Genomic DNA, 25813 nt, shown 5'->3' on the forward strand with positions numbered 1-25813 from the left:
TATTTCTCAGATATCCCGCCAACAAAAATGGAAATTGACTCCAAAAAACAATTTTTATCAATCCTGGCGCACGGCGGATTCTCTGAAAGCCTTTGCCGATGCTCCGACTGTAAAAATTTTAAGCTCAAAGGTAGAGAGCTGTGTCATTTACACATAACGGTTCCGTGAGAAAGCACCTAACAACTGGTTCAAACCGTTCGCTGCGCTCACTGGGACGGGCTAAAGCCCGCCCCTTAACCAAACGTTATGTACCAAACCAAGATTAGCTTAGGCGTCAAAAATGAGCGAAATAAAACTCAAAGAAAGCTTCGCAAATTTCCTGTATTTTTTTGTCGCAACACTGGTGCTGGCTTTTATTGGGGCAAATATACCGAGCTTAGCAAAAGATATTAGCGAGATTATGCAAGAGCATCTCGCAGGAAAGACCATACTTACCTTTTCCGGAATAACCTTATTTCTTGCGTTTTGCTGCGCAACTAAAAATATTTTCAAACAACAACCATATGGAAAGCTTGCTCAACTGTTAATAATAAGCCCGAGCAACTTCATAATCACACTGGCGTTTGTGGCAGCAGCAATGAACTGGGCGGTAACAATTTCGTCGCCAATTCTATTCCCATTAGTTGTAAACCAGGAAATCGCTATCCAGCTTGCTGGTAACTCGCTTGAAATAACCAGCATAGCCATCGGCGTTGGCTTATCGAGCTGGGCCCTGCACTGGTCGCCTACTTCAAACAAAATATCTGCCCCATTTGATACGCCAACAAGCACCCTGTTCTGGGTCATATATGCGGCAAGTGCTATTTTTTGGTTCTCCTTTCTTGCAACTATTGTCTCTCGGGCAGTTGGCATATAACAATGCGCTCAAATCGCTCGCTTCGCTCACTGGGGCGGGCTAAAAACTACCCGTTAACCAAGCCTTAGGACTCTCCCGAAATGCTCAAGCCTCGCACGCTGAAGTTTCTGGCTGCGCTTCTTCTAGCGTATGGCTTGCTTTGGCTGGCTGCAGCTTGGAGTTCCTCGTACCCCAGCTCCCCGCTAGGCCTGCTGTTGGCCGTTCCGCTTTTTTCCGTTTACGCATTTCATCAACTTGGCTTTCCGGGGCTCTTGGAGCACAACGGTATGTGCGGCTGGGGCTGGTGTACCCCGACAATATTGGGCTGGGCCATTGGCGCTGCCGTTCTGATCATTGGCGCCTGGGTGATGGCTTGGGCAGTCGCCTCACTGACATCCCGCTTGGCGTCAAGCTAAGCTCGGCGCTTAAGCCGAGACTAGTTTTTTGGCATGACCAACATTCGCGTCACCACCGCATTTGGCAGTGGGTCCGCCACATTTGAGGCCTGTTATATAAGGACGCTCTGGCACTCCCGAGCAGCAGAGCATCACCGTTGCGGACGCTCGTTGAGCATTTCGTTCCGTCGACTGGCCGTTGAGTACCATGACCGACCCCAGACCCACCGCCTCGATTGATACGCAGCTATCTCAGGCTCGCGCTGTCATAGAACGCCATCTGGCACCAACGCTACTGGCCATACACCTGTTCGGCTCCGCGCTGGATGGCGGGCTGAAGCCGTACAGCGATATCGATCTGCTGGTTACCGCGAGCAATCCTCCCAGCAAAGCCATCCGAAGGGCGCTCTCGCTCGATCTGTTGACCGTCTCGGCGCCGCCCGGCCACAGCGAGGCGCTGCGGCCGCTGGAGGTGACTGTTGTTTCGCTGAGTGAAGTGCTGCCCTGGCGCTACCCGGCCCGGCGCGAGCTTCAGTTCGGGGAGTGGCTGCGAGAAGACCTTGTTGCGGGCGTCTTCGAGCCGCCTGTTCTGGATATAGACCTTGCGATTCTGTTGTCGAAGACGAGGCAGCATAGCCTCGCGCTGACGGGGCCAGCGGCGGACAGGCTTTTCGAAGCGGTGCCCAAGCAGGATTTCTACGCGGCACTCGCCGACACCCTCAAGCAGTGGAAGGCGCCGGAAGATTGGGCGGGCGATGAGCGAAATATCGTGCTCGCGTTGGCTCGCATCTGGTACAGCGCTTCGACCGGCCGGATCGCGCCGAAAGAGGTTGCGGCGGCCTGGCTGCTGGATCGCTTGCCTCGTGAGCATCAGCCGGTACTGCACGAGGCTCGGCACGCCTACCTCAATGGCGGGATAGATAATCTGGCGGCTCGCGCAGAGGAGACGACGGCATTCATGCGCTTCGCCAGAACCACGATCTCTGGCCTGCCTGGAATGTCCAAAACATAACCACTCATCCGAGCGCGACGGGCGCAAAGAGCGTCGGTCATCGTCCCGTAAGAAACCCGGCATAGCGTGCGTTGGCTAACTCCAATAACCGAACGCCGAGGCCTGCATGAGAAACCCGACCCGCCTGACCCGCACTGCGCTGTCGACCGCGCTGACTTTGGCTCTGCTGCCGTTGGCCGCTCAGGCCGCGCCTTCGCGGGCTGCGGAGTATTTCGAGCGGGTTGCGACCTTACCGGTGTATCGCAATCTTGGCGCCGATGAAGACGCGTCAAACCAGACCGTCGCTGAAATAACCGCCGTGAGCCGCGATGGCCGGACGTTGGTTTACACCGACAGCCCTGGCAAGCGGATTGGTCTGGTGGACATTCGTGATCCGAAATCACCGAAGCCGGCGGGCTTCGTGCAGCTCGAAGGCGAGCCGACCTCGGTGGCCGTGCACCAGCACTACGTGCTCGTTGCGGTGAATACCTCGCTCAGTTTTGCCCAGCCCGATGGCGTGTTGGCGGTGTTCGACATTCGCAATCCCGCGCAGCCCAAGCGCGTCGCCACGCTGCCCATGGGCGGACAGCCGGACTCCATCGCTATCAGCCCGAGGGGTCGCTACGCCGCGGTGGCGATCGAGAACGAGCGTGACGAAGACCTCAACGACGGGCTGATCCCGCAATTGCCGGCCGGCTTTTTGCGCATCGTCGACCTCAAGGGCCAGCCGTCGCGCTGGAGCACTCGGGATGTGGACCTGACCGGACTTGCCGATGTGGCCCCAAGTGATCCGGAGCCGGAGTACATCACGATCAATGACCAGGATGTCGCTGCCGTCACGCTGCAGGAGAACAACCACATTGTGCTCGTCAACCTGCGTCGTGGCCGCGTGTTGCGCCACTTCAGCGCCGGCCAGGTCGATCTCCAAGGCGTGGACGTGGAAGAGAACGATCGCATCGAACCCGTCGGCGTGCTCGCTGGCAAACGCCGCGAGCCGGACGCCATCGCCTGGGTCGGGCCGTTGCTGGCGACCGCCAACGAGGGCGATTACACGGACGCGAACGGCGAGGAAGGTGGCAGCCGCAGCTTCACCTTATTCGACTACAACGGCAGTGTCTGGCATGAAGCCGGCGCCTCGATGGAGCACGCCTTCATCCGCGCGGGCCATTACCCGGAAAGCCGCTCGGAGAACAAGGGCATCGAGCCCGAAGGCATCGCCTCGGCCAGTTTCCGCAAGCAGGACTTCCTGTTCGTCGGCAGCGAGCGCGGCAATGCAGTGGCCGTCTATGACGTGGCGCGCCCGTGGGCGCCGGTGTTGCATCAGCTTCTGCCGACAGGCATGGGTCCGGAAGGGTTGCTGCCGATCCCGTCGCGCAACCTGTTGGTGGTCAGTAGCGAGGAAGACTCCGCTGAAGACGGCTATCGCTCCACCCTTTCAATCTATCAATTCGGCGCCAAGACGGCGTCATATCCTGAGATTCGCTCGACCGATAGTGCGCTCATCCCATGGAGCGCGCTTAGCGGCCTGGTCGCGGACCGTATGCAAGACAACCGCCTGTACGCCGTGCCGGATAGCTACTACAAGGCCTCACGCATCTTCAGCATCGATACCAGCAAGACGCCGGCGGTTATCGATGGGCAGATCGAACTGCACAAGGCAGGTGAGACGGTCGACTACGACCTGGAGGGGATCGCCCAGGCCGGTAATGGCGATTTCTGGCTGGCGTCGGAAGGCAACGGCAAGGCCAAGCCGAACCTGCTGATTCGCACCAATGCACAGGGCGAGGTGCTCGAAGAATATGCCCTGCCCGCAGACGTTGCGGCGCAGCAGACCAGCAATGGTTTTGAGGGTGTTGCGGTGGTCGGCGAAGGCGCCAGCACCCGCATTTACGTGGCTTTCCAGCGGGAATGGAAGAACGACCCGGCCGGAAAGGTGCGCATAGGCGTGTTCAATCCGAACAGTGGCGAGTGGGGCTTCTATCACTACCCGCTCGACCCAGCTGTCGAGGGCGGCTGGGTCGGGTTGTCCGAACTCACCTCGATCGGCAACGGCCAGTTCCTGGTCATCGAGCGCGACAACCAGCAGGGACCTGCGGCCGAGGTCAAACGCCTGTACCGCATCGATCTGGCCGGTATGCAGCCCGGCACCCAAGGCCAGCGTTTCCCTCTGGTCAACAAGCAACTGGCGCGTGACCTGCTGCCTGACCTGAAGCGCACCGGCGGCTGGGTGCTGGACAAGGTCGAAGGCGCCGCCGTCGACAGGCAGGGCCGCCTGTTCGTCGTGACCGACAACGATGGCGTGGAAGACGCTAGCGGCGAAACGCGCTTCATGCGTCTTGGCACGATCAAGCGATAGGACCAGCCGGACCGCCGACTCAGCGGCGCACGTAGCGGTGCTGGATCGGGGGCTTCATCGCTACGTGGCATTGGCCTGCACCGCGGCGGCCAGCGCGACCACCGTCAGGCCGCCATCTTCTCGCACTCCTCGGCGCACTTGCGGCAAGCATCGGCGCATGCTCGGCAGTGGTCCGCCTGGTACTTGGCGCATTCTTCGGCACAGGCGCGGCAGGCTTGTGCGCAGATCCGGCACATTTCCTTGGCCAAGGCGCTATCACGAGTCATCAAGACGGCGGCAAGCGCGCAGAGATCGGCGCAGTCGCGGTCCAGCGTGATGCAGCCGGCCATCATCTTCACGTCTTCCTCGCGCAGGCAGGACGCCGCGCAGTTTTCGCAGACGAGTGCGCAGTTGGAGCATGCCTGGATACATGCCTGATACTTGGAATTGAGCATCGCTGTTCTCCTCGGTAAGTCGCTGTTGGGTAGGTCGCCATCCCGACGACACTGGTATTTCGTTTGGGGAACGCGGGCGTCTTAAGTTCAGCCTGATCCACCGAGCGGTATCTGTGTGTTCAGCGCAGCACGGCCTCGGACGCCGGTACAATGCCCGCCTACTCCACTACGCAAACACGCCGATGACGTTCACCCTCGCAGCGCCTTGTGAGTTCCAGGAAACCATTCGCAAGAGCCGCTTTCTCGCCATGGCCGCCCCGGTATCCAGCCCTGAAGAAGCCCAGGCGTTCATTCAGGCGGTCAGCGATGCCACCGCGACGCACAATTGCTGGGCGTGGAAGATCGGCAGTCAGTATCGGTTCAGCGATGACGGCGAGCCCGGCGGAACGGCAGGCCGGCCCATGCTGACTGCGATCGAAGGTCAGGACTGCGATCGGGTCGTGGTGGTCGTGATCCGCTGGTTCGGTGGCATTCAGCTCGGCACCGGCGGCCTGGCCCGCGCCTATGGCGGCTCTGCCGCGAAGTGTCTGCAGGCGGGCGTGCTTGTCGAGTTGGTCAGACGCGAGCGCTACGGCTGTCATTGCCGCTTTGCCGAGCTGGCCTTGTTCAAGGCGCGCCTGGGCGAATACGACACTTTGATCGAAAGCGAGACGTTCGACGCAGAGGGTGCAGAACTGGTGCTGGCGTTACCGCCCGAGCAGTGGTCACGGCTGCAGCAAACGCTCGCGGACATCAGCCGTGGTCGCAGCGAACTGCGCCTTCTGAACGCCTGACTGCCCGTCCCTGTGGGAACTGCAAGCAACACGGGAAGTCGCTATTACAACGGCACTGTGTTGGGTCAACCGTTCAGCTGCGCGCTTTGTCCCACCAATGTCGTGGTCGTGGAAGTGCCGAAGCACGCATTCCCGTTGCGATAGAGGAGTCAACCAATGAAAAGCAATTACAAGTGGGTCATCCCAGGCGCCGTGCTGCTCGCCTCCTTAGGCCTCGCCGGTTGCGATGTGGAAAAAACCGAAGAAGGCTCGCTGCCGGACGTAGAGGTCGAAGGCGGCAACATGCCCGAATACGATGTGGATGCGCCGGATGTAGATGTCAATACCGAGGAGAAGACCATCACGGTGCCTGACGTCGACGTCAATATGCCCGCAGACGACGAGCCGGATATGGGTGAGCCCGTCGAGCCCAACGTACCGGCTCCAACAACCGAGCCGACTCCACAAAACTAAACGGCTATGTGGCGGATGTTCTAACGAACCCGTTGTCCGTTTGAGCCATGCCCTCCTGTCAGGGCGTGGCGTTTTTTATTGATAAGTTTTCCACTGCTGCTGTGCATGGCTTTGTGGATAACATTGGGAAGAAGCGCGCAAGGCCAGTAGCGATGGGCGCTCGAGACGGTCGTTCATTTTTTAGCCAAACTGCGCCCACTTCAATCAAGGGCTCTGAAAGGCCTTGATTTAAAAGCATTTTTGGCGTTCCAAGCGGCCCGACAAGCTATAGCAGCAAAATGCTATCTCCCAAGCGACTTTTATGCGCAATTTAAGTGGAAAACTCTGTGGATAATCTTTGGATCGTCTATCGCCGGGCACGGCTGCGCTCGTTTGCAGCGTGTTGGTCAATTCTTGCGCAGGACAGGCGATCCGCTTAGTTTCGTCCCGTGCGCCCTGACCTTGGGGTCAGCTCTTCGCGCGTTGTGGTTAGAATGGCGCTTTCCTACCGGACGGGGTTTCCTTATGTACGACTGGCTCAACGCCTTGCCTAAAGCCGAGCTGCACCTGCATCTCGAAGGTTCTCTCGAGCCCGAACTGCTGTTTCGCCTGGCCGAACGCAACAAGATCGCCCTGCCCTGGGGTGACGTAGACGCCCTGCGCAGCGCGTACGCGTTCGGCAATCTTCAGGAGTTTCTCGACCTCTACTACGCGGGCGCCGACGTGCTTCGTACCGAGCAAGACTTCTATGATCTGACCTGGGCCTATCTGCAGAAATGCGAAGAGCAGAACGTGGTCCACACCGAGCCCTTCTTCGATCCGCAGACGCATACCGACCGCGGCATCCCATTCGAGGTGGCCATGCGCGGCATCAGCGAGGCGCTGGCCGATGGGCGCGAATTGCTGGGTATCAGCAGCGGTCTGATCCTCAGTTTCTTACGTCATCTGCCTGAAGAAGCGGCTTTCAAGACGCTGGAGGAGGCGATGCCCTTCCGCGACGCTTTCTTCGCAGTCGGCCTGGACAGTTCCGAAATGGGTCATCCGCCGAGCAAGTTCGAGCGCGTGTTCGCCAAGGCGCGCGCAGAAGGCTTTCTCGCCGTCGCCCATGCCGGTGAGGAAGGCCCGCCGCAATACATCTGGGAAGCGCTGGATCTGCTGAAAGTCAGCCGCATCGACCACGGCGTTCGCGCCGCCGAAGACCCGAAGCTGATCGAACGCCTAATTGAGCAGCAGATTCCGCTCACGGTCTGCCCGCTGTCGAATACCAAACTCTGTGTGTTCGACGACATGAGCCAACACAATATCCTGCAATTACTGGAGCAGGGCGTGAAGGTCACGGTGAATTCCGACGACCCGGCCTATTTCGGCGGTTACGTGACGGAGAATTTCATGGCGCTGCATGAAAGCCTGGGCATGACGGAAGAACAGGCGCGCCGGCTGGCACAAAACAGCCTCGACGCACGGCTGGCCAAGTGATAACCAGCGGGTCGCCAAGCGCAACCCGCATCAATGCGCGAACGGTGCCTGCTGGAGCAGTAGCCGGCATCGGTCGACGAGATGTTCGCGCAACAGCCGTACCACTTCGCCCAGATGAGCGCGATGAGCACAGATCAGGTTCAGCGGCGCCGGCTCGCCCAGCAGCTCCGGCAACAGCACCAACAGACGTCCCGCCTGCACATCCTGGGCAACGTCCAGCCACGATTTATATACCAATCCCCGTCCTGCCAACGCCCAGCGCCGCACCACATCGGCATCGTCACTGATACGATCACCGCTCACGATCTGCTCCAGTTCACGTCGACCGTCGTAAAAGCACCAGCGCTCGTGAACCCGCCCCGCCAGCATGAAGCGCAGGCAGTTGTGGTCAGTGAGCTCGGCCAGCGAGCGCGGCGCCCCACGTGTGGCAAGGTAGTCAGGCGCAGCGCAGAGCACGCGGCGATTAGCGGTCGCCACGGGCAGCGCTACCAGGCTGGAGTCCTCCGGCTGGCCGTAGCGCAACGCGATATCGACCGGCTGTCGAAACAGATCGGCATTGCGATCAGCCAGTAATAATCGAAGGCCCAAGCGCGGATGCAACACCTGAAATTCGTCCAGCCAAGGCAAGAGCACGTTGCGGCCGAAGTCCGACGGAGCCGATAGCTGCAGTGTCCCACTGATGGTTGCCTTCCCTCCCGCCAGCAGTTGCTGCCCGTCGACAAGGCTCTGCAAGGCCGAGCGCGCATGAGGCAGATACAGCTCGCCTTCACCTGTCAGCCTCAGGCTACGGGTCGAACGCGCCAGCAACCGACAGCCCAGCTCCGCTTCAAGCCGCTTGAGGGCCATGCTTGCCACGGCAGGCGACAGCTCCAGCCGCCGAGCTGCGGCAGACAGGCTTCCCAGTTGGGCGGTCAGAACAAACACGTGGAGGTCATCGGCACGCAGCATTTTCAATAATCCGTTGAAAGAGCCTCTGCGGAATATGCTGTTTTTCTTCGTGGCGCGAAAGCCGAACATGACGGCATTCCGCTTTCCATCCCCGAGGAGACCACCATGAAAGCCATCGGCTACCAACAGTCGCTACCCATCGGCGATCCGCGCTCATTGCTCGATATAGAACAGCATGATCCAACGCCAGGCCCGCGCGATCTGCTGGTGGAAGTACGCGCCATCTCGGTAAACCCCGTGGATACCAAGATTCGCATGCGCGTCCAGCCGGAAGACGGCCAGCAGCAGGTGCTCGGCTGGGACGCGGCTGGCGTGGTGCGTGCGGTAGGTAGCGAGGTCAGCCTGTTCAAGCCCGGCGATGAGGTCTTCTACGCCGGGGCGCTGGATCGGCCAGGGGCCAATAGCGAGCTGCATCTGGTTGATGAACGCATCGTTGGCCGCAAACCGGCCAGCCTCGATTTCGCTGCAGCTGCGGCGCTACCGCTGACCTCGATAACCGCATGGGAGCTGCTGTTCGAACGCTTGCAGGTCAGCGAAGGCAAGGAGGACCGGGGCCAGCGTCTGCTCATCGTCGGCGCCGCAGGCGGTGTCGGTTCCATCCTCACGCAGCTGGCGCGACAGCTGACCGGACTGCAGGTGATCGGCAGCGCCTCGCGCAGCGATACTCAGGCCTGGGTTCGCGAGCTCGGCGCCCATGAGGTGATCGATCACAGCCAGCCGCTGGCCGCAGAGCTCCTGCGTCAGGGCATCAGCAACGTCACACACGTCGCCAGCCTGACCCACACCGACCTGCACTTGCCGCAGATCGTCGAGGCGTTGCAGCCACAAGGTCGTCTGGCCCTGATCGATGACCCGGCGAGCCTCGACATCAGCCTGCTCAAGCGCAAGAGCCTTTCGCTGCATTGGGAGTTCATGTACACCCGTTCGCTCTACCAGACGCCCGACATGATTGCGCAGCACCATTTGCTCAACCGCGTCGCAGAGCTGATCGACAGCGGTGTGCTTAAGACCACCCTGGGTGAGCACTACGGCTCGATAAACGCCGAAAACCTGCGCCGCGCTCATGCCTTCATCGAAAGCGGCAAGGCCAAGGGCAAGATCGTGCTCGAAGGGTTTTGAGCCAATCGCGCCGCAACCCGGGCGGCGTCCTCAGGAGGATGGCGCCCGCGACGCATTCGTTTGCTGACCGGTGTACCAGGCCAGACACGCAGCCATCAGCGCGCAGACCGTAATCACCAACGCCATGGGTACGGCCGTGCCGTTGTGCAGCGCGCCGACCGCCGCCGATGCGCCAGCCGCGACCCCGAATTGCAGGCTCCCCATCAGCGCGGAGGCCAGCCCCGCCTGCTGGCCCTGGCCCGCCATTGCGCAGGCGGTCGCATTCGGCAGGATGCTGCCAAGGCTTCCCAATCCAATGAACAGCGGGATTAGCAACGGCCAGAGCGACGCCGGCTGGCTCCAGGCAATCACCAGCAGCGTGGCGCCGCATGCGAAGTAGAACCAGACGAAACGCCGCAGCCAGAACCCCGGACCGCGAAGCCGCAACAATCGCGCATTAACCTGCGATATCACAATGAACCCCGCTGCGTTACAGCCGAACAGCCAACCGTAGTGCTCGGCGGGGATGCCGTATAGCTCGATGAATATGAACGGAGAACCGGCGATGTAGGCAAACATGCCTGCCATCGACACGCCGCCACAGAGCGCGAAGGCGATGAACTCGCGATCACGGAAGAGCCCGAGATAACGCCCCAGCGTGCCGCCGAGCGGGTGTTTCGGTGCATCGGCCGGAAGCGTTTCAGGCAACCGCAGGGCAACTGCGAGACCGCACAGTGCACTGAAAATCGTCAGCGCGACGAAGATCGATTGCCAGCCAAACGCATTCATCAGCAGCCCGCCGGCCAGCGGCGCAAGGATCGGCGCCACGCCCATCACCAGCATCAGCTGGGAGAACACCTTGGCGCCCTGAACAGGATCGCAGCTGTCGCGCACCACCGCGCGTGTCACCACGATTCCGGCACAACCGCCGAGCGCCTGGACCACGCGTGCGGCGATCAGCCAGTCCAGCGTCGGCGCGAACGAGCACGCCAACGAGGCCAGGGTAAACAGCGTCACGCCGATCAGCAGCGGCCAGCGTCGCCCGTAACGATCAGCCAGCGGCCCGTAGATCAACTGGCCGACCGCAAGGCCGATGAAATAAGCCGCCAGGGACAATTGCACATGTTCGACATCGGTAGAGAATGCTCGCGCTATGGCCGGAAACGCGGGCAGGTAGAAGTCGATGGCCAGCGGGCCAAAGGCGCTGAGGGCACCCAGAATCAGGAGAAGCGGGAGGGGCATCAAGGAAACTCGCAGAATGGGAATGCCGGTTCGCCAGCGCAGAACGGGTCGTGGCTGATTTCGAACGTTTACAGGAACGGTAAGATGCTGTTACATACAGGGACGTTTGTAAACAGCCAACGTTGCAGAGAATTGAGCAATCAACTCAGCACCATCCGCCTTCAGGACCCTAACGCAGCCTCAACGCTGCCGTAGTGCAGACATGCGAAGAACCAAAGAAGACGCCGAAAAAACCCGTATCGCCCTGCTCGCCTCGGCCGAGCGGTTGTTTCTGGATAAGGGCGTGGCGCACACCAGCCTCGATCAGATCGCTCGCGACGCTGGCGTTACTCGCGGCGCGGTGTACTGGCATTTCCAGAACAAGGCTCATCTGTTTCACGAGATGCTGAATCAGGTGCGGCTGCCGCCGGAACAAATGACCGAACGGCTCTGCAGCTGCACGCAACAGCAGCCTTTGCAGGTGCTACGCGAACTCTGCATCGAAGGCCTAGGTGCGCTGGGTCGTGACGAGCAGAAACGCCGCGTGATGACCATCCTGTTGCATCGCTGCGAGTTCACCGAGGAGCTGCGCGAAGCCGAAGAGCGTCACCAGGCGTTCATCAACATGTTCATCGATCTCTGCGAAAAACTATTCGAGCACGCCGCCGACGCACTGTATCCGGGCATCACGCCGCGGCTTGCCGCACGCACGCTCCATGCATTGATCGTCGGCCTGTTCAGCGACTGGACGCGCGATCCTGATTTGTTCGACCCCGAGTCCGACGGCCCGGCGCTGATCGATCCGATATTCCGAGGACTGGTGCGCGATTGGGACCGTGCCCAGGCGAAAAACTGAGGCGCGCCGTCCAGGAATGGCGCGCCCGCTGCCGTGACGATTACCCGACCTGATAACCCTCCTGCTCGACCGCCTCGCGGATCGCCGATTCGCTCAGGTCACCCTCGACTTCCACCACACCGCTCTGGCGATCGATCCGGACCCGGGCCTGTGCGTCGAGCGCCTGAATCGCGTTGGTCACGGCGCGCTCGCAATGGGCGCAGGTCATCCCCTGTACGTTGAACGTCTGCATAGATAAGTCTCCTCTGTTCGTGGGCATGCTGTTCGGTGAGCATGATCAACCTTGCCATATAGGGAAGGTCAAACCTTCGCTGCGACGTCACTGGTCTTGACCTTTCCATAAGGTAAAGGTTGAAGATGCTGGCGACAGACCACTCGGGGAGCGAACCATGACCAGCTCAACCTTCACCCTGCCCATCAGCGGCATGACATGCGCCAGCTGTGCCGGGCGAGTCGAACGCGCATTGCTGAAAGTACCCGGTGTGCAAAGCGCAGCCGTGAACCTGGCCGCCGAGCAGGTCCGTGTCGACGCCACCGAGGGCAACGCCGCCGAGCTGATCCGGGCCGTGGAAAAAGCCGGCTATGGCGTGCCGGTGAGCACGCTGGAACTCGCCGTGGAGGGCATGACTTGCGCCAGTTGCGTCGGTCGCGTCGAACGCGCCCTGCTCAAACTACCCGGCGTAAGCAGCGCCTCGGTAAACCTGGCCAGCGAGCGTGCCCGCGTCGAGGTGCTTGGCACGGCCGATCCAGCGGTACTGATACAGGCCGTCGAGGCCGCGGGGTACCAGGCTCGGGCCGCCAATACCGCACAGGCGAACACCGAAGATGGCAAGAGTCGCCTGTTGCGTGAACGCCTCGCCATGATCGCCGCGCTGCTGCTGGCCGCGCCCTTAGTAGCCCCGATGCTGGGCGAGCCGTTCGGCCTGCACTGGATGCTGCCGCCGTGGATGCAGTTCCTGCTCGCCACGCCCGTGCAATTCATTCTCGGCGCTCGTTTCTATGTCGCCGGCTGGAAGGCCGTGCGCGCCGGCGCGGGCAACATGGACCTGCTCGTGGCGATCGGCACCAGCGCCGGTTATGGCCTGAGCCTCTATCAATGGTGGGCAGCGCCGGCGGGGCAGATGCCGCATCTCTACTTCGAAGCCTCGGCTGTGGTCATCGCCCTGGTGCTGCTGGGCAAATACCTGGAAAGCCGCGCCAAGCGCCAGACCAGCGCGGCCATCCGGGCATTGGAGGCGCTTCGGCCGGATCGTGCGGTACGGGTCATCGATGGCCGCGAAGAAGACGTCGCCATCACCACGCTGCGACTGGATGACCTGGTGCTGGTCAAGCCCGGTGAGCGCTTCCCGGTCGATGGCGAGGTGGTGGAAGGCGAAAGTCAGGCCGACGAAGCCTTGATCAGCGGTGAGAGTCTGCCCGTCGGCAAAGCCCCCGGCGATCGCATCACCGGCGGTGCGATCAATGGCGAAGGCCGGTTGCTGGTACGCACCACGGCGCTCGGCGGCGAGACTGTCCTGGCACGCATCATCCGCCTGGTCGAAGATGCCCAGGCCGCCAAGGCACCGATCCAGAAGCTGGTGGACAAAGTCAGCCAGGTGTTCGTGCCGGCCGTGCTGATCATTGCGCTGGGCACCCTCGCCGGCTGGCTGTTGGCTGGTGCTTCGGCAGAGGTTGCGCTGATCAATGCCGTCGCCGTGCTGGTGATCGCCTGCCCTTGCGCCCTCGGATTGGCAACGCCGGCGGCGATCATGGCCGGCACGGGCGTGGCGGCGCGCCACGGTATTCTGATCAAGGACGCCGAGGCGCTGGAAGTGGCCCACGCCGTTACGGCGGTGGCCTTCGACAAGACCGGCACCCTGACGTCAGGCGAGCCGCGGATTGTCCATCTGCACGCCATCGACGGCGATGAATCCGCACTGCTGCAACAGGCCGGTGCACTGCAACGCGGCAGCGAGCACCCGCTGGCGCGCGCCGTACTGGATCGTTGCGCGGAGCAAGCGCTGACGGTCGCGGACGTGAGCCGCAGCCAGTCGCTGACCGGTCGCGGCATCGCCGGCGAGCTTGACGGCCGTTCGCTGGCGCTGGGCAACCGCCGCATGCTCGATGACAGCGGCCTGCAGCCGGGCGATCTGGGCGCCAAGGCCGAGGCCTGGGAAGCCGAAGGACGCACCCTGTCGTGGCTGATCGAAACAGTACCGCAACCGCGCGTGCTCGGCCTGTTCGCCTTTGGTGACAGCCTCAAGGAAGGCGCCGCCGATGCCATCGCCCATCTCAATGCGCGGCATATTCGCAGCCACCTGATCACTGGCGATAACCGGGGCAGCGCTCGGGTGGTGGCCGAGGCATTGCAGATCGATAGCGTCCATGCCGAGGTGCTGCCGGCGGACAAGGCCGCCACGGTGGCCGACTTGAAGAAGAACGGCGCAGTGGTCGCGATGGTGGGTGACGGCATCAACGACGCGCCGGCATTGGCCGCGGCCGACGTCGGCATCGCCATGGGCGGCGGCACCGACGTGGCGATGCATGCGGCCGGCATCACGCTGATGCGCGGCGATCCACGGCTGGTGCCGGCAGCGCTGGAAATCAGCCGGCGCACCTACCGCAAAATCCAGCAAAACCTGTTCTGGGCCTTCATCTACAACCTGGTGGGCATCCCGCTGGCCGCGCTGGGCTTTCTCAGCCCGGTGGTCGCGGGTGCGGCGATGGCGTTGTCGAGCGTCAGCGTGGTCAGCAATGCTCTGCTGCTCAAACGCTGGAAGCCTGAGGAATGAGCACGTATGCCCTGGGGCTGCGACTCGGGAATCGAATAGACCTTCAAACGAGGGAAGCCACATGAACATCGGCCAAGCCGCGAAGAAAACCGGTCTGTCGGCGAAGATGATCCGCTATTACGAATCCATTGAGCTGATCTCGCCGAGCGGGCGCAGCGCCAATGGCTATCGTCATTTTGGCGAGGAAGACCTGCACCGCCTCGCCTTCATCAAGCGCTCGCGGGATCTGGGCTTCTCGCTGGAAGAAGTGGGTCGGTTGCTAACACTCTGGCAGGACCGCCAGCGAGCCAGCGCAGACGTCAAAGCGCTAGCCGGCGCGCACATCGACGAGCTGAACCAGAAGATCGCCGAACTGGTGAGCCTGCGCGATACGTTGCAACAGCTGATTGACCATTGCCATGGTGATCACCGCCCCGACTGCCCCATCCTTCAGGACCTGGCGTCCGGGTGCGGTTCGAACCCGCAACGGTGATACAGCCGCGAGGTGCGTCGCCACGTCACTGGTAAGTCCACTTATCTGAATCATTGCAATATGTAAACCCGATGAATAAACTTCCGCCCATGCAAGGCGGTCAGCGGCTTTATTGCCACTGGCGTTTCACCGGGCTTAATTCCAGCCCTGATCACGCCGCCTTGTCTCCAGAGGCCTCTGGCCTTCCCCGCGTCACCTGAACCAATAAAAAGAAGAATAGGCTGCCTTGCCTGCAGCCTGTTCGGTAGATTCGTTCGCCACTTCCCGGCGTCCCTGACCTGATTCGGCGTCGCGTTGCGCGCCCTGCCTCGCCGCATCACGTGTGGCGGTCAGCTTCAGTGTCACGGCGCTCGGTATGGTCATACCAATTATCCGAGCAGACCCATGCGGCCATGCCATTGGTCAACAGGTGCGCATTCGATAATTGACTAGGGCAACGAAACCACCGATGAAAAAACTTACAGTGGCGCTCTTGTGCTTGGGCCTGGCCGCCTGCTCCAAGCCCAACGAGCCCGAGAAAACCGTTGATGTACTGCTAATTGGCGGCGGCATCATGAGCGCGACCCTAGGCACCTACCTGCACGAGCTCGAGCCCGAATGGACCATCGACGTCTACGAGCGCCTGCCCAGCGTCGCCGATGAAAGCTCCAATGCCTGGAACAATGCCGGTACCGGCCATTCCGCATTCTGCGAGCTGAACTACACCCCGCAGAAAGCCGATGGCAGCATCGACATCAGCAAGGCTGTGACCATTGCCGAGTCGTTCGAAATCTCCAAGCAGTTCTGGGCGCATCAGGTCGAGCGCGGCGTGCTTCAGGAGCCGCGCCGGTTCATCAATTCCGTCCCGCACATGAGCTTCGTCTGGGGCGAGGACAACATGGAATTCCTGCGCAAGCGTCATGCGGCGCTGCAACAAAGCCCGCTGTTCAGCGACATGGAATACTCCGAGCAGCCCGAGCAGATTGGCGAATGGGTTCCACTGCTGATGAACGGCCGCGACGAAACCCAGCCGATCGCCGCCACGCGCATGTCGCTCGGCACCGATGTGAACTTCGGCGAGATCACCCGCCAGCTGTTCGATGCCCTGAGCAAGAACGAGCAGGTCAAGCTGCACCTGCAGCATGAAGTGCGCGACATCGTGCGCAACGACGACGGCACCTGGACCGTGGTCTCGGCCAACCTCGCCGACGGTGAAACTCAGACCAGCGTCAAGGCCCGCTTCGTCTTCATTGGCGCCGGTGGCGGCGCGCTGAAGCTGCTGCAGATGGCTGACATTCCCGAAGCCAAAGGCTATGCCGGCTTCCCGGTGGGCGGCCAGTTCCTGATGACGCGTAACCCCGAAGTCGTTGCCCAGCACCAGGCCAAGGTCTACGGCCTGGCATCGGTCGGCTCCCCACCGATGTCCGTTCCGCATCTGGATACCCGCGTGATCGACGGCGAGAAAGTGCTGCTGTTCGGACCCTTCGCGACCTTCTCCAGCAAGTTCCTGAAGAATGGCTCGCTGATGGATCTGCCTAGCTCGGTCAGCACCGACAACGCACTGCCGATGATCCAGGCCGGCCTGGATAACCTCGACCTGAGCCAATATCTGGTCGGGCAGCTGATGCTCAGCCAGGAAGACCGCATCGAGGAGCTGAAGAATTACTTCCCCGAAGCGGATGCCAGTGACTGGGAACTGATCACCGCAGGACAACGCGTGCAGATCATCAAGGACGATGCCGAGAAAGGCGGCGTGCTGCAGTTCGGCACCGAAGTCGTCAGTTCTGCAGACGGCTCCATCGCCGCCCTGCTGGGTGCCTCGCCGGGCGCCTCCACGGCCGCGCCGATCATGCTCAACCTGCTGAAGAAGACCTTCGCTGAGCAGGTCGAATCGCCGGAATGGCAAGCGAAGCTGAAAACCATCTTCCCGTCGTACGGCCTGGCGCTGAACGACGACGCGGACCTCACCGCGCGCGTGCGCGCCTTCACCAGTCAGCAACTGCAGCTCGACGTGCCGGCCGCCCAGGCCACGGTGAAGCCGAGCGCAACTCCGGTGAACTGAGGCACTCGCTCGAACCGAGAAACCCGCTTCGGCGGGTTTCTTTTTTGTGACCCGATGCCAGCGCTTAGGCGTCGCAAACAGCTCGTCCCGCCCATTTAATTGGCGTCATATTCACGTCGCAGGGATACGCCGGCTCCTCCGATAGCGCAGCGGCTCAGTGCGACGATGACCGACAGCTTCTTTGATCCTCATTTATTGGTATCTGCATGAACAGATGGTTTGGAAACATTGGCGTCAGCCGCAAGCTCACCATCGGCTTCGGTGCCGTTCTGATCCTTACGCTTGTCCTGGCCTGGATCGGCTGGGGCAGCTTAAGCAGCGTCATCCAGCGCAGCGGCTGGATGACGCAAATCGCCCAGCTCAACAACGACCTGACGGATCTGCGCATCGCGCGCCTGCAACTCATGTTGGCCAACGGCGACGCAACCACCAGCGCACGCGTGGACCAGACGCTGGACGTCTACCTGACCCATCAGACCAAGCTGCTCAACTCCTTCAAAAACCCGGTAAACGTGGCGATGCTCAAGGAGCAGGCCGGCTACAACGAGCTGTTCCGCCGCTCGCTGGACGACATGCGCCAGGGTTATGCGCTGGCCAACGACGCCCGCCAGACGATCGATGACAATGCCTCACGGCTCGGCGAACTCACCACGCAAGTCAGCGCACGGGTCATGCAGCTGGCCGAAGACAACGTCCAGCACCTCGGGCAGTACCGCGCCATCACTGAGGTCAAGGAAGCGATCAAGCAGGCTCAGTATCTGCTGCGAATCTACATGGCCTCTTCGACCTCACAGAACGCCCAGGCCGTCTATGCGCAGCTCGATGCAGCCGTGGCCACCCTGGACCGGCACCACGGCGCCCTCCAGCTGACCAGCCGGGATGCGGCGCCGCAAATTCGCACGGTTCTTGGCCAGTACCGCACGGCAATCGAATCGCTCGAAGCCGCGACCCAGGCAATCGCCAAGGCACGCCAGGGCATGATCGACCATCAGACGGAAATCCTGCGACTGAGCAAGGCACTGTATGCCTATCAGCTGGAACGGCTGGATATCGAGGGCAGCGAAGCGGGCAATCGCCTGATTCTCAGCGCAACATTGGCTGTACTGCTCGGCATTCTGGCGGCGTGGCTGATCACCCGGCAGATCGTTCTGCCGCTGCGCACCACCCTCGCGGACGTCGAACGCATCGCCGCGGGCGACCTGACCGCCACCGCGCAGATCACCCGCCGCGACGAACTGGGCGTTCTGCAGCAGGGCATCCAGCAGATGGGCAGCACCCTGCGAGCGTTGATCGGCGGCATTCGCGACGGCGTGAGCCAGATCAGCAGCGCCGCCGAGGAGCTGTCGGCGGTGACTACCCAGACCAGCGCCGGGGTCATTAGTCAGAAAGAGGAAACCGATCAGGTCGCCACCGCCATGCATGAGATGTCGGCCACTGTCCATGAAGTCGCGCAGAACGCCGAACAGGCGGCGCGGGCTGCCACCGAGGCGGATATCGAAGCGAGCGACGGCGACCGCGTGGTTGCCGAGGTGGTCACGCAGATCGAACGCATGGCCAGCGAAGTCATCCGCTCCTCGGAAGCGATGGCGGCGCTGCAGCGCGACAGCGACAAGATCGGCAGCGTGATGGGCGTGATTCGCGCCGTGGCCGAGCAGACCAATCTGCTGGCGCTCAACGCTGCCATCGAGGCGGCGCGCGCGGGCGAAGCCGGTCGCGGTTTCGCCGTTGTAGCCGATGAAGTGCGCGGCCTGGCGCAGCGTACGCAGAAATCCACCGAGGAAATCGAACAACTGGTCACCGCCCTGCACAACGGCACCCAGCAGGTCGCGGCCATCATGCAAAGCAGCCGCAATCTCACCGATAGCAGCGTCGAACTGGCGCGTCGCGCGGGTAGCTCGCTTGCCAGCATCACCCGCACCGTGTCCAACATCCAGGCGATGAACCAGCAGATCGCCACGGCGGCGGAAGAGCAGAGCGCCGTAGCCGAGGAAATCAGCCGCAGCGTGGTGAACGTACGCGACGTCTCCGAGCAGACCGCCGCAGCCAGCGAGCAGACGGCTGCATCGAGCGTCGAACTGGCCCGTCTGGGCAGTCAGTTGCAGACGATGGTCAGTCGCTTCCGTATCTGACCGGTCGTTGCCCGAGGCCAGGCATTGCGCCTGGCCTCGCTTGCATCAACTCCCCTGCGATTGCAGATAGTTCTGCAGGCCGATGCGGTCGATCAGTCCCAGTTGCTGCTCGAGCCAATACGCATGATCTTCTTCGGTGTCCATCAACTGCAGCGCAAGAATGTCACGCGTCTGGTAGTCGCCGTGCTGCTCGGCCAGCGTGATGCCCTTGGCCAGGGCTTCGCGCACTTTGTACTCCAGAGCCAGATCGCTGCGCAGCATCTCGGGCACGGTATGCCCGGCGTTGATCGCATGGGGCGTCATGTCAGGCGTGCCTTCGAGGAACAGGATGCGTTGCAACAGCGCATCGGCGTGCTGGGTTTCCTCTTCCATCTCGTGGTTGATGCGCTCGTAGAGCTTGGAGAATCCCCAGTCGGCATACATTCGCGAGTGCAGGAAATACTGATCGCGCGCGGCCAGCTCTCCACGCAGCAGTTCTTTCAGATATTCGATGATCTGTGGCTGACCTTGCATTGCGACTCTCTCCTGCGCTGATCTGAAAACCCGGGCAATGATACGCCCAATCGGCATCGGACGAACCGCTGCCCCCATGGTCGCGGGCAAAACCGCCTGACCGGCCGGTCACTACAGCATAGGTCGAACTCCCGAGCCGGAGCGGGGCTCTACTGAATCTGTCGCAGCGTTTCGCATCGTCGCCGCGACGCCTTTGCCCGCCCTATCAGGAGTACGGATGCCGCAGCCAATGCGAACACCCCGAGGCCCGCTATCACATTCCCGCATCACCGCCGCCTTGTGCGCATTGCTGTTCTTGTCCGGCTGCGCCGACGACGAGACGCCCGCTCAAGTGCCGCCGCGCGTGGCCTTCGTCGAGCCGCTGCAACGCATCGAGCACGGCCCGCAGACCCTGCGCTTTCCTGGCGTGGTCGAGAGCGTGACCACCACACAACTGGCTTTCCAGGTACCGGGGCGTGTCGAACGCATGCTCGTCGATGAAGGCGAGCGCGTGGAAAAGGGCCAGCCGCTGGCCAAACTCGACCGCACGGATTATGAGCTGCAACTGCGTGAGGCCGAGGCGCGGCTGCGCCAGCTGGAAGCGGACCTGGCACGCAAGCGCACGTTGCTCGCCGAAGGCATTCTCGCGCCGGCGGCGGTCGAGCCGTTGCAGGCCAATGTCGTGGCGGCGCGCGTCGCCCGTGACAGCGCGCTGCGTGACATCGACCACAGCACGCTGAATGCCCCTTTCGACGGCGTCGTCGCGCGGCGCCTGGTCGAGCCGGACATGGTGGTCGCCACCGGTTCGTCCGTACTCGAACTGCAGAATAACCAGCACATCGAGGTCACGGTCGACCTGCCCGAGACCGCCGCCTTGAACGTCCCGCTGAACGCCACCTTGCAGGCCGAAGGCGAGCTGGTCATTGCCGACCTGACGCTGCCGTTGACCTACAAAGAGCACAGCACCCAGCCACGCGAAGGCTCGCGCACCTATCGTCTGACGCTGCGAGGCGACCCGCCGGCAGACTACAACCTGCTGCCGGGGATGGCCATGCGGGTTCGCCTGCAGCGCCCGCCCGCCGCGCAGGACGATGCGCCGCCACGTTTTCGCCTGCCGCTGACGGCTGTACAAGCGGCACCGAACGGCAGCCACTATCTGTGGCTAGCGGTGGACGGCCACGTCCAGCGCCGCGACCTGCAACTCGAACGCATCGAAGCGGATCATGCGGTGGTCAGCGGCGAGCTGAACGATCAGATGCTGGTGGTGGTGGCCGGTGGCAGCAAGCTGTCCGAAGACCAACCGATCAAAGCCGAACGGCGGAAGTGAGCGGATGGACTTAGCCCGTTACGCCATCTGCAAGCCGGTCAACATCTGGGTGTTGCTGCTGATCTGCCTGATTGGTGGGACCATCGCGTTCTTCGAGATGGGTCGCCTGGAAGATCCCGAATTCACCATCAAGGAAGCCATCGTCACGGTGCAATATCCCGGCGCGACCGCCATTGAGGTCGAACAGGAAGTCATCGAGCCTTTGGAAAGCGCCATCCAGGAACTCGCGGAGATCAAGGAAATCCGCTCGCGCTCGATGATCGGTCAGGCCGAAATCCGTGTGGAAATCCAGGACCGCTACACCGGCGAGCAGCTCGATCAGATCTGGGACAAGCTGCGCAACAAGCTCGACGATGCCCGCCAGGAGCTGCCACCGGGTATCGATCCGCCGCTGGTCAATGATGATTTCGGTGACGTCTACGGGATTTTCTTCGCCCTCACCGGCGACGGCCTGACCCTGGAAGAACTGCACGAAGTAGCCAAGGATCTGCGCCGCGGCCTGATCACGGCCGATGGCGTTGGCCAGGTTGAAATCGCCGGCGTGCGCGAGGAACGGATTCTGGTCGAGGTCGATCAGGCGCGCCTGGCCGCGTTGCGTCTGTCTCCGCAGGAACTGGTCGCCGCGCTCAGCGACGCCGATGCCGCGGTGGAGGCCGGCGGTGTCCGCGCCGGTGAGTTCTTCGTACACATCCGCCCGAGCGGCGCCTTCGATTCGCTGGATGCCCTGCGCGCATTGCCGGTCGGCCAGGGCCAGCAGAGCGTCGATCTGGGCTCCATCGCCACATTGAAACGCGAGTACGCGGAGCGGCCTCGCCAGATCATCCGCCATAACGGTGAGCCGGCGCTGACGCTAGGAATCAGCGGCATTTCAGGCAGCAACATTGTCGAGGTAGGCGATAGCGTCGAAGCAGCGCTGCAGGCCATGCAGCACCTGGTGCCGCTGGGTGCCGAGCTGCATCCGCTCTACCAGCAGCACAGCATCGTCAACGAGTCGGTTAACAGTTTCGCGCTGAACGTCTTCCTGTCGGTGGCGATCGTCGTCGGCGTGCTGTGTCTGGCGATGGGCCTGCGCGCCGGCATGATCATCGGCGCGGTGCTGTTCCTGACGGTGCTCGGCACGTTGCTACTGATGTGGCTGGCCGGAATCGAGCTGGAGCGCATCTCCCTCGGTGCGCTGATCATCGCCATGGGCATGCTGGTGGACAACGCCGTGGTGATCTGCGATGGCATGTTGATCCAGAAGCAGCGCAGCATGAGCATCCTCGACGCATCACGCAAGACCCTGCAACAGACGCAATGGCCGCTGCTGGGCGCAACCATCATCGGCATTTTGGCGTTCGCCGGGATCGGCCTGTCGCAGGACACCACCGGTGAATTTCTGTTCTCGCTGTTCTTCGTCATCGCCGTCTCGCTGCTGCTGAGCTGGCTGCTGGCGCTGCTGGTGGTGCCGTTGTTCGGTCATTACCTGTTGGAGCGCAAAGACGACCGGCAAGCGGACGACGCGAACGGCGCCGACGAGGCCTACAGCGGACCGATCTACAACCGCTACCGTCGCATGGCCGGCGCAGTGCTGGCGCACCCCTGGCTGACGCTGGGCGTGCTGGTGGTGCTAACCGTTTTCAGCGTGCTGGGTTTCAGCCGCGTACCGCAGAGCTTCTTCCCACCGTCGAGCACGCCGCTTTTCTACGTCAATCTGTTCCTGCCGCAGGGCACGCACATCCGCGAAACCAGCCGCACCGCCGAAGACGTCGAGGGTTACCTGGAGGGGCTCGACGGCGTCACCGATGTGTCCACTTTCGTCGGGGCGGGCGCGTCGCGCTTCATGCTGACTTACGCGCCGGAGCAGCCCAACTCCTCGCTGATGCACTTTCTGGTGCGCACCGAAGACGCCGAGGTGATTGCCGAGCTGGTTGGCGAAGTGAATCAGACATTGCCGGGCCGCTACCCTTCTGCCGATGTCGCCGCCGCGCAATTCCTGTTCGGACCCAACGCCGAAGCCAAGCTCGAAGCACGCATCAGTGGCCCCGAACTGGATGAGTTGCGCCAATTGTCCGCCGAAGGTCAGCGCATCCTTCAGGAACAGGGACAGGTCTTCAACATTCGCGACGACTGGCGCGCCCCGGTGCCGGTGCTACGCCCGCAACTGGATCTGGACCGCCTGGCCGATGCGGGGCTGACCCGTCAGCAGGTGGCGCAAGCATTGGCCGTGGCCAGCGAAGGACAGCAGGTAAGCGTTTTCCGTGATGGTGACGAGCTGATCCCGATATTGCTACGCGCAACGCCCGAGGATCGCACGGCACCAGGCGACCTGCTGCAACGGCTGATCTGGAGCCCGTCGACCAGCCGCTACGTGCCGCTGGCACAGGTGGCCGATGGCATCGAGGCCACCACTGAAGAATCGATGATTCGCCGCTACGGTCGCGAGCGCACCATCGCCGTGCGCGCCGAACCGCGCGACGGAGAAAACACCAACGTAGCCTTCCAGCGGATTCGTCCGCTGATCGAGGGCATCGAATTGCCGGTCGGTTACTCGCTGGAATGGGGCGGCGACCATGAGCAGTCTTCCGACGCGCAGCAGGCTCTGGCCAGCACGTTGGCGCTGCCGTACTTGGCGATGGTGCTGGTCACGGTGCTGTTGTTCGCCAAGGTCCGCCAGCCGCTGATGATTTGGCTGGTAGTGCCGATGGCGCTGTGTGGCGTCACCCTCGGCCTGCTGCTGACCGGCCAGGCATTCGGCTTCATGGCACTGCTCGGCCTGCTCAGCCTGACCGGCATGCTGATCAAAAACGCCGTGGTGCTGGTGGATGAGATCGACCGGCAAATCGCCGACGATGTGCCGCGCCTGACCGCCATCATCGAGGCATCCGCCTCGCGCTTACGGCCCGTGGTCATGGCTGCGGGCACTACGGTGTTGGGCATGGTGCCACTGCTGTTCGATCCATTTTTCGCCAACATGGCAGTGACCATCATGGGCGGGCTGGGTTTCGCCACGCTGCTCACACTGTTGGCGGTGCCGTGCCTGTACCTACTGTTCATGCGCGTCAAACCGGAGGAAACCTGATGCCGCGCCGATTGCCTCGCACGCCCCTGATCTGCGCATTGGCATTGGCGCTCGGCGCCTGCTCCAGCGTGCCGGAGCGGCCCGAGCCCGATGTGCCGGAATCCTGGTTTCATGCGGTGCGCGAGCAACCGGCAGACGCTGAGGCGCTCGCCGACTGGTGGCGGCAGTTCAAGGATCCGGCGTTGACCCAGCTGGTGCACCGGGCATTGGAAAACAACCGCGACATCCGTCTGGCGATGCTGCGCGTCGACACCGCGCGGGCGCAGTTGCGTCAGGCCCGCGCAGGGCTGTTCCCATCCTTCGATCTGCCAGGTTCGGTTAGCCGTCAATGGATCGAAAACAACAACGAGCAAGACCCCGACAGCCCCATCGGCGAGTTCGTCCCGGATGAGGACGTGATCACTTTCGACAGCTGGGAGCTGGCGCTACAGGCCACTTGGGAGTTGGATATCTTCGGCGCCACCCGCGCGCGGACCGACAGTGCACGGCAGCAGATTCGCTCGGCCCAGGCCCAGGCCATCGCCGCTCGGCTGGCGGTTGCCTCGAATACGGCGCAAGGCTATATGCAACTGCGCGCGCTGGAAGGCCAGCGGGCGTTGCTGGTCGAAGGCATCGAATTGGCTGCGGAACTTGAGCGTATCGCCCGCGCGCTGTTCGAGGCCGGCGAGGTCACCCGTCTGGATGTCGAAGCCAGCGCTGCCGAACGGGCTTCGCTGGAGGCCGATCTCGATGAACTGGACATCAACCTGGCCGAAGCGCGACTGGCATTGGATACGCTACTCGCCGAACCACCAGGCAGCATCGCGCGACAGCTCACGACGTCGACCGAAGTGCCGCTGGCAGGCCAGCCCATTCCGCCGGGGCAACCGCTGGACCTGCTGCGCAGACGCCCGGATCTGATCGCCGAAGCCGCGCAATTGGAGGCCGCACAACTGCAGTCGCTAGCCGCTCGCCGCGACCTGTTTCCGACGCTGGCCCTGCAGGCTGCCGTAGGCCGTTCAGGGCTCGCGCTGGGGGATGCCATTTCCAGCGCTTCCAACTTTGCCCGCCTAGGCGCAACCTTTGGCCTGCCCTTCCTCGATTACCGGCGACGCGGCGCAGCCATCGAACTGGCCGATGTCGAGGGTGAAAGCACGTATCTTGGTTTTCAACAGGCCCTGGCCGAGGCGTTGGAAGAGGTAGAACGATCATTGGTACGCATCGACGGGCAGCAACGCCGCCTGAATTCGCTGCGTAACACCCTGCGCCATCGCCAGTACGCCTACGAGCTCGCGCAGAAGAGCTATCGATTGGGCGAGGCGAATCTCAACGAAGTACTCGATGCCCAACGCGGCTCGCTGCAGGCGAGGCAGCAAGCCCTGCAAGGCCGTACTGCTCTGGCGACAGCGCAGGTCGCGCTGTTCGTGGCGCTGGGTGGCGGCTGGGAGATGGATCCGAATGCGCTCGGAGCTGGGACGGACGCCGAGACGTCAGGCCAGTAGAGTTAGCCCGCCGAACGCGAGTGGGTCTGGTGGCGCCAGGCGCTCCGGCGTCTTGGACGCAAAGCGTCCCGAAGCGCCGTGCCCGCGCGGGAGCGTGGGTACGATCCAACTTTTATTTCATCGATTATCGAGCGGTTTGATGCGCGGGTTTCGCCCTGCTGGGCGAGTCACTTTTTCCAAACGCCGGATGGTCGGCCCCGAAAAAAGTAACCAAAAACGCTTGC

At 62.3% G+C, this 25813-nt stretch carries 21 protein-coding genes and 1 pseudogene; 16 read left to right on the plus strand and 6 right to left on the minus strand.

Annotated features, from left to right (window positions below; genetic code table 11):
* The first annotated feature begins 280 nt into the window (after positions 1-280).
* From V6943_RS00825 to V6943_RS00835, 3 genes are all read left to right on the plus strand, one after another.
* Positions 281-856 (plus strand): hypothetical protein, encoded by a 576-nt coding sequence (locus tag V6943_RS00825; protein ID WP_340552326.1) that lies wholly within the window; start codon positions 281-283, stop codon positions 854-856.
* A 582-nt stretch (positions 857-1438) separates the two neighbouring features.
* Positions 1439-2242 (plus strand): AadA family aminoglycoside 3''-O-nucleotidyltransferase, encoded by an 804-nt coding sequence (locus tag V6943_RS00830; protein WP_340553005.1) that lies wholly within the window; start codon positions 1439-1441, stop codon positions 2240-2242.
* Between the two features lie 106 nt (positions 2243-2348).
* The gene (locus V6943_RS00835; protein WP_131649838.1) at positions 2349-4577 is read left to right on the plus strand and encodes an esterase-like activity of phytase family protein; all 2229 of its coding nucleotides are present in this window, start codon (positions 2349-2351) and stop codon (positions 4575-4577) included.
* A gap of 104 nt (positions 4578-4681) precedes the next feature.
* Here V6943_RS00835 and V6943_RS00840 read toward each other — a convergent pair whose 3' ends face one another.
* On the minus strand, positions 4682-5011 hold the full coding sequence (locus V6943_RS00840; RefSeq protein ID WP_340552327.1) for a four-helix bundle copper-binding protein: 330 nt from the start codon (positions 5009-5011) through the stop codon (positions 4682-4684).
* Between the two features lie 182 nt (positions 5012-5193).
* On the opposite strand from V6943_RS00840, the gene V6943_RS00845 reads away from it, so the two are divergent.
* The 3 genes from V6943_RS00845 (at position 5194) to V6943_RS00855 (ending at position 7692) form a co-directional block, all read left to right on the plus strand.
* Positions 5194-5784: an IMPACT family protein gene (locus tag V6943_RS00845; RefSeq protein ID WP_181099985.1), complete on the plus strand. Its 591-nt coding sequence runs from the start codon at positions 5194-5196 to the stop codon at positions 5782-5784.
* A gap of 156 nt (positions 5785-5940) precedes the next feature.
* Positions 5941-6237 (plus strand): hypothetical protein, encoded by a 297-nt coding sequence (locus tag V6943_RS00850; RefSeq protein WP_131649835.1) that lies wholly within the window; start codon positions 5941-5943, stop codon positions 6235-6237.
* Between the two features lie 504 nt (positions 6238-6741).
* Positions 6742-7692 (plus strand): adenosine deaminase, encoded by a 951-nt coding sequence (locus V6943_RS00855; RefSeq protein ID WP_256057862.1) that lies wholly within the window; start codon positions 6742-6744, stop codon positions 7690-7692.
* A 30-nt stretch (positions 7693-7722) separates the two neighbouring features.
* Here the strand turns inward: V6943_RS00855 and V6943_RS00860 are convergent, their stop codons facing one another.
* Positions 7723-8640 carry a LysR family transcriptional regulator gene (locus V6943_RS00860; RefSeq protein WP_340552328.1) on the minus strand — a complete coding sequence of 306 codons (918 nt, stop codon included), beginning with the start codon at positions 8638-8640 and terminating at the stop codon, positions 7723-7725.
* A 105-nt stretch (positions 8641-8745) separates the two neighbouring features.
* Between V6943_RS00860 and V6943_RS00865 the strand changes: the two genes are divergently transcribed.
* Positions 8746-9759: a zinc-binding alcohol dehydrogenase family protein gene (locus tag V6943_RS00865; RefSeq protein WP_340552329.1), complete on the plus strand. Its 1014-nt coding sequence runs from the start codon at positions 8746-8748 to the stop codon at positions 9757-9759.
* Positions 9760-9789: 30 nt separating this feature from the next.
* On the opposite strand, the gene V6943_RS00870 is transcribed toward V6943_RS00865, so the two are convergent.
* The gene (locus V6943_RS00870) at positions 9790-10980 is read right to left on the minus strand and encodes a Bcr/CflA family multidrug efflux MFS transporter (RefSeq protein WP_340552330.1); all 1191 of its coding nucleotides are present in this window, start codon (positions 10978-10980) and stop codon (positions 9790-9792) included.
* Between the two features lie 202 nt (positions 10981-11182).
* Here V6943_RS00870 and V6943_RS00875 point away from each other — a divergent pair, with 202 nt between their 5' ends.
* Positions 11183-11815 (plus strand): TetR family transcriptional regulator, encoded by a 633-nt coding sequence (locus V6943_RS00875; RefSeq protein ID WP_131649832.1) that lies wholly within the window; start codon positions 11183-11185, stop codon positions 11813-11815.
* Positions 11816-11855: 40 nt separating this feature from the next.
* Here the strand turns inward: V6943_RS00875 and V6943_RS00880 are convergent, their stop codons facing one another.
* A complete protein-coding gene (locus V6943_RS00880) occupies positions 11856-12047 on the minus strand; it encodes a heavy-metal-associated domain-containing protein (protein WP_131649831.1) in 192 nt (63 codons plus the stop codon).
* A gap of 157 nt (positions 12048-12204) precedes the next feature.
* Here V6943_RS00880 and V6943_RS00885 point away from each other — a divergent pair, with 157 nt between their 5' ends.
* Together V6943_RS00885 and cueR are read left to right on the plus strand one after the other, a co-directional pair.
* Positions 12205-14586, plus strand: a complete 2382-nt coding sequence (locus tag V6943_RS00885; RefSeq protein ID WP_340552331.1) for a heavy metal translocating P-type ATPase — start codon at positions 12205-12207, stop codon at positions 14584-14586.
* Between the two features lie 61 nt (positions 14587-14647).
* Positions 14648-15058 (plus strand): Cu(I)-responsive transcriptional regulator, encoded by a 411-nt coding sequence (cueR, locus tag V6943_RS00890; protein ID WP_131649829.1) that lies wholly within the window; start codon positions 14648-14650, stop codon positions 15056-15058.
* 192 nt (positions 15059-15250) lie between these two features.
* Here cueR and V6943_RS00895 read toward each other — a convergent pair whose 3' ends face one another.
* Entirely contained in the window at positions 15251-15421 is a 171-nt protein-coding gene (locus V6943_RS00895) for a hypothetical protein (RefSeq protein WP_340552332.1), read from the minus strand.
* 85 nt (positions 15422-15506) lie between these two features.
* On the opposite strand from V6943_RS00895, the gene V6943_RS00900 reads away from it, so the two are divergent.
* From V6943_RS00900 to V6943_RS20310, 3 genes and pseudogenes are all read left to right on the plus strand, one after another.
* Positions 15507-17099, plus strand: a complete 1593-nt coding sequence (locus V6943_RS00900) for a malate:quinone oxidoreductase (RefSeq protein WP_340552333.1) — start codon at positions 15507-15509, stop codon at positions 17097-17099.
* Between the two features lie 341 nt (positions 17100-17440).
* Positions 17441-18322 (plus strand): annotated as a pseudogene (locus V6943_RS20305) (methyl-accepting chemotaxis protein); the annotation flags it as partial.
* A gap of 201 nt (positions 18323-18523) precedes the next feature.
* Positions 18524-19228: a methyl-accepting chemotaxis protein gene (locus tag V6943_RS20310; protein ID WP_442963479.1), complete on the plus strand. Its 705-nt coding sequence runs from the start codon at positions 18524-18526 to the stop codon at positions 19226-19228.
* Between the two features lie 45 nt (positions 19229-19273).
* Here V6943_RS20310 and bfr read toward each other — a convergent pair whose 3' ends face one another.
* A complete protein-coding gene (gene bfr, locus V6943_RS00910) occupies positions 19274-19741 on the minus strand; it encodes a bacterioferritin (protein WP_131649826.1) in 468 nt (155 codons plus the stop codon).
* Between the two features lie 229 nt (positions 19742-19970).
* Here bfr and V6943_RS00915 point away from each other — a divergent pair, with 229 nt between their 5' ends.
* Genes V6943_RS00915 through V6943_RS00925 form a run of 3 tightly spaced genes read left to right on the plus strand, consistent with a single transcriptional unit; the run spans position 19971 to position 25589 of the window.
* Positions 19971-21047 (plus strand): efflux RND transporter periplasmic adaptor subunit, encoded by a 1077-nt coding sequence (locus V6943_RS00915; RefSeq protein ID WP_340552334.1) that lies wholly within the window; start codon positions 19971-19973, stop codon positions 21045-21047.
* 4 nt (positions 21048-21051) lie between these two features.
* On the plus strand, positions 21052-24108 hold the full coding sequence (locus tag V6943_RS00920; RefSeq protein WP_340552335.1) for an efflux RND transporter permease subunit: 3057 nt from the start codon (positions 21052-21054) through the stop codon (positions 24106-24108).
* Entirely contained in the window at positions 24108-25589 is a 1482-nt protein-coding gene (locus V6943_RS00925; RefSeq protein WP_340552336.1) for an efflux transporter outer membrane subunit, read from the plus strand. Before V6943_RS00920 ends, V6943_RS00925 begins: the two co-directional genes overlap by 1 nt.
* The last annotated feature ends 224 nt before the right edge of the window (positions 25590-25813 follow it).

It is taken from the genome of Pseudomonas sp. CBC3 (assembly GCF_037967085.1).
Taxonomy (GTDB): Bacteria; Pseudomonadota; Gammaproteobacteria; order Pseudomonadales; family Pseudomonadaceae; genus Stutzerimonas.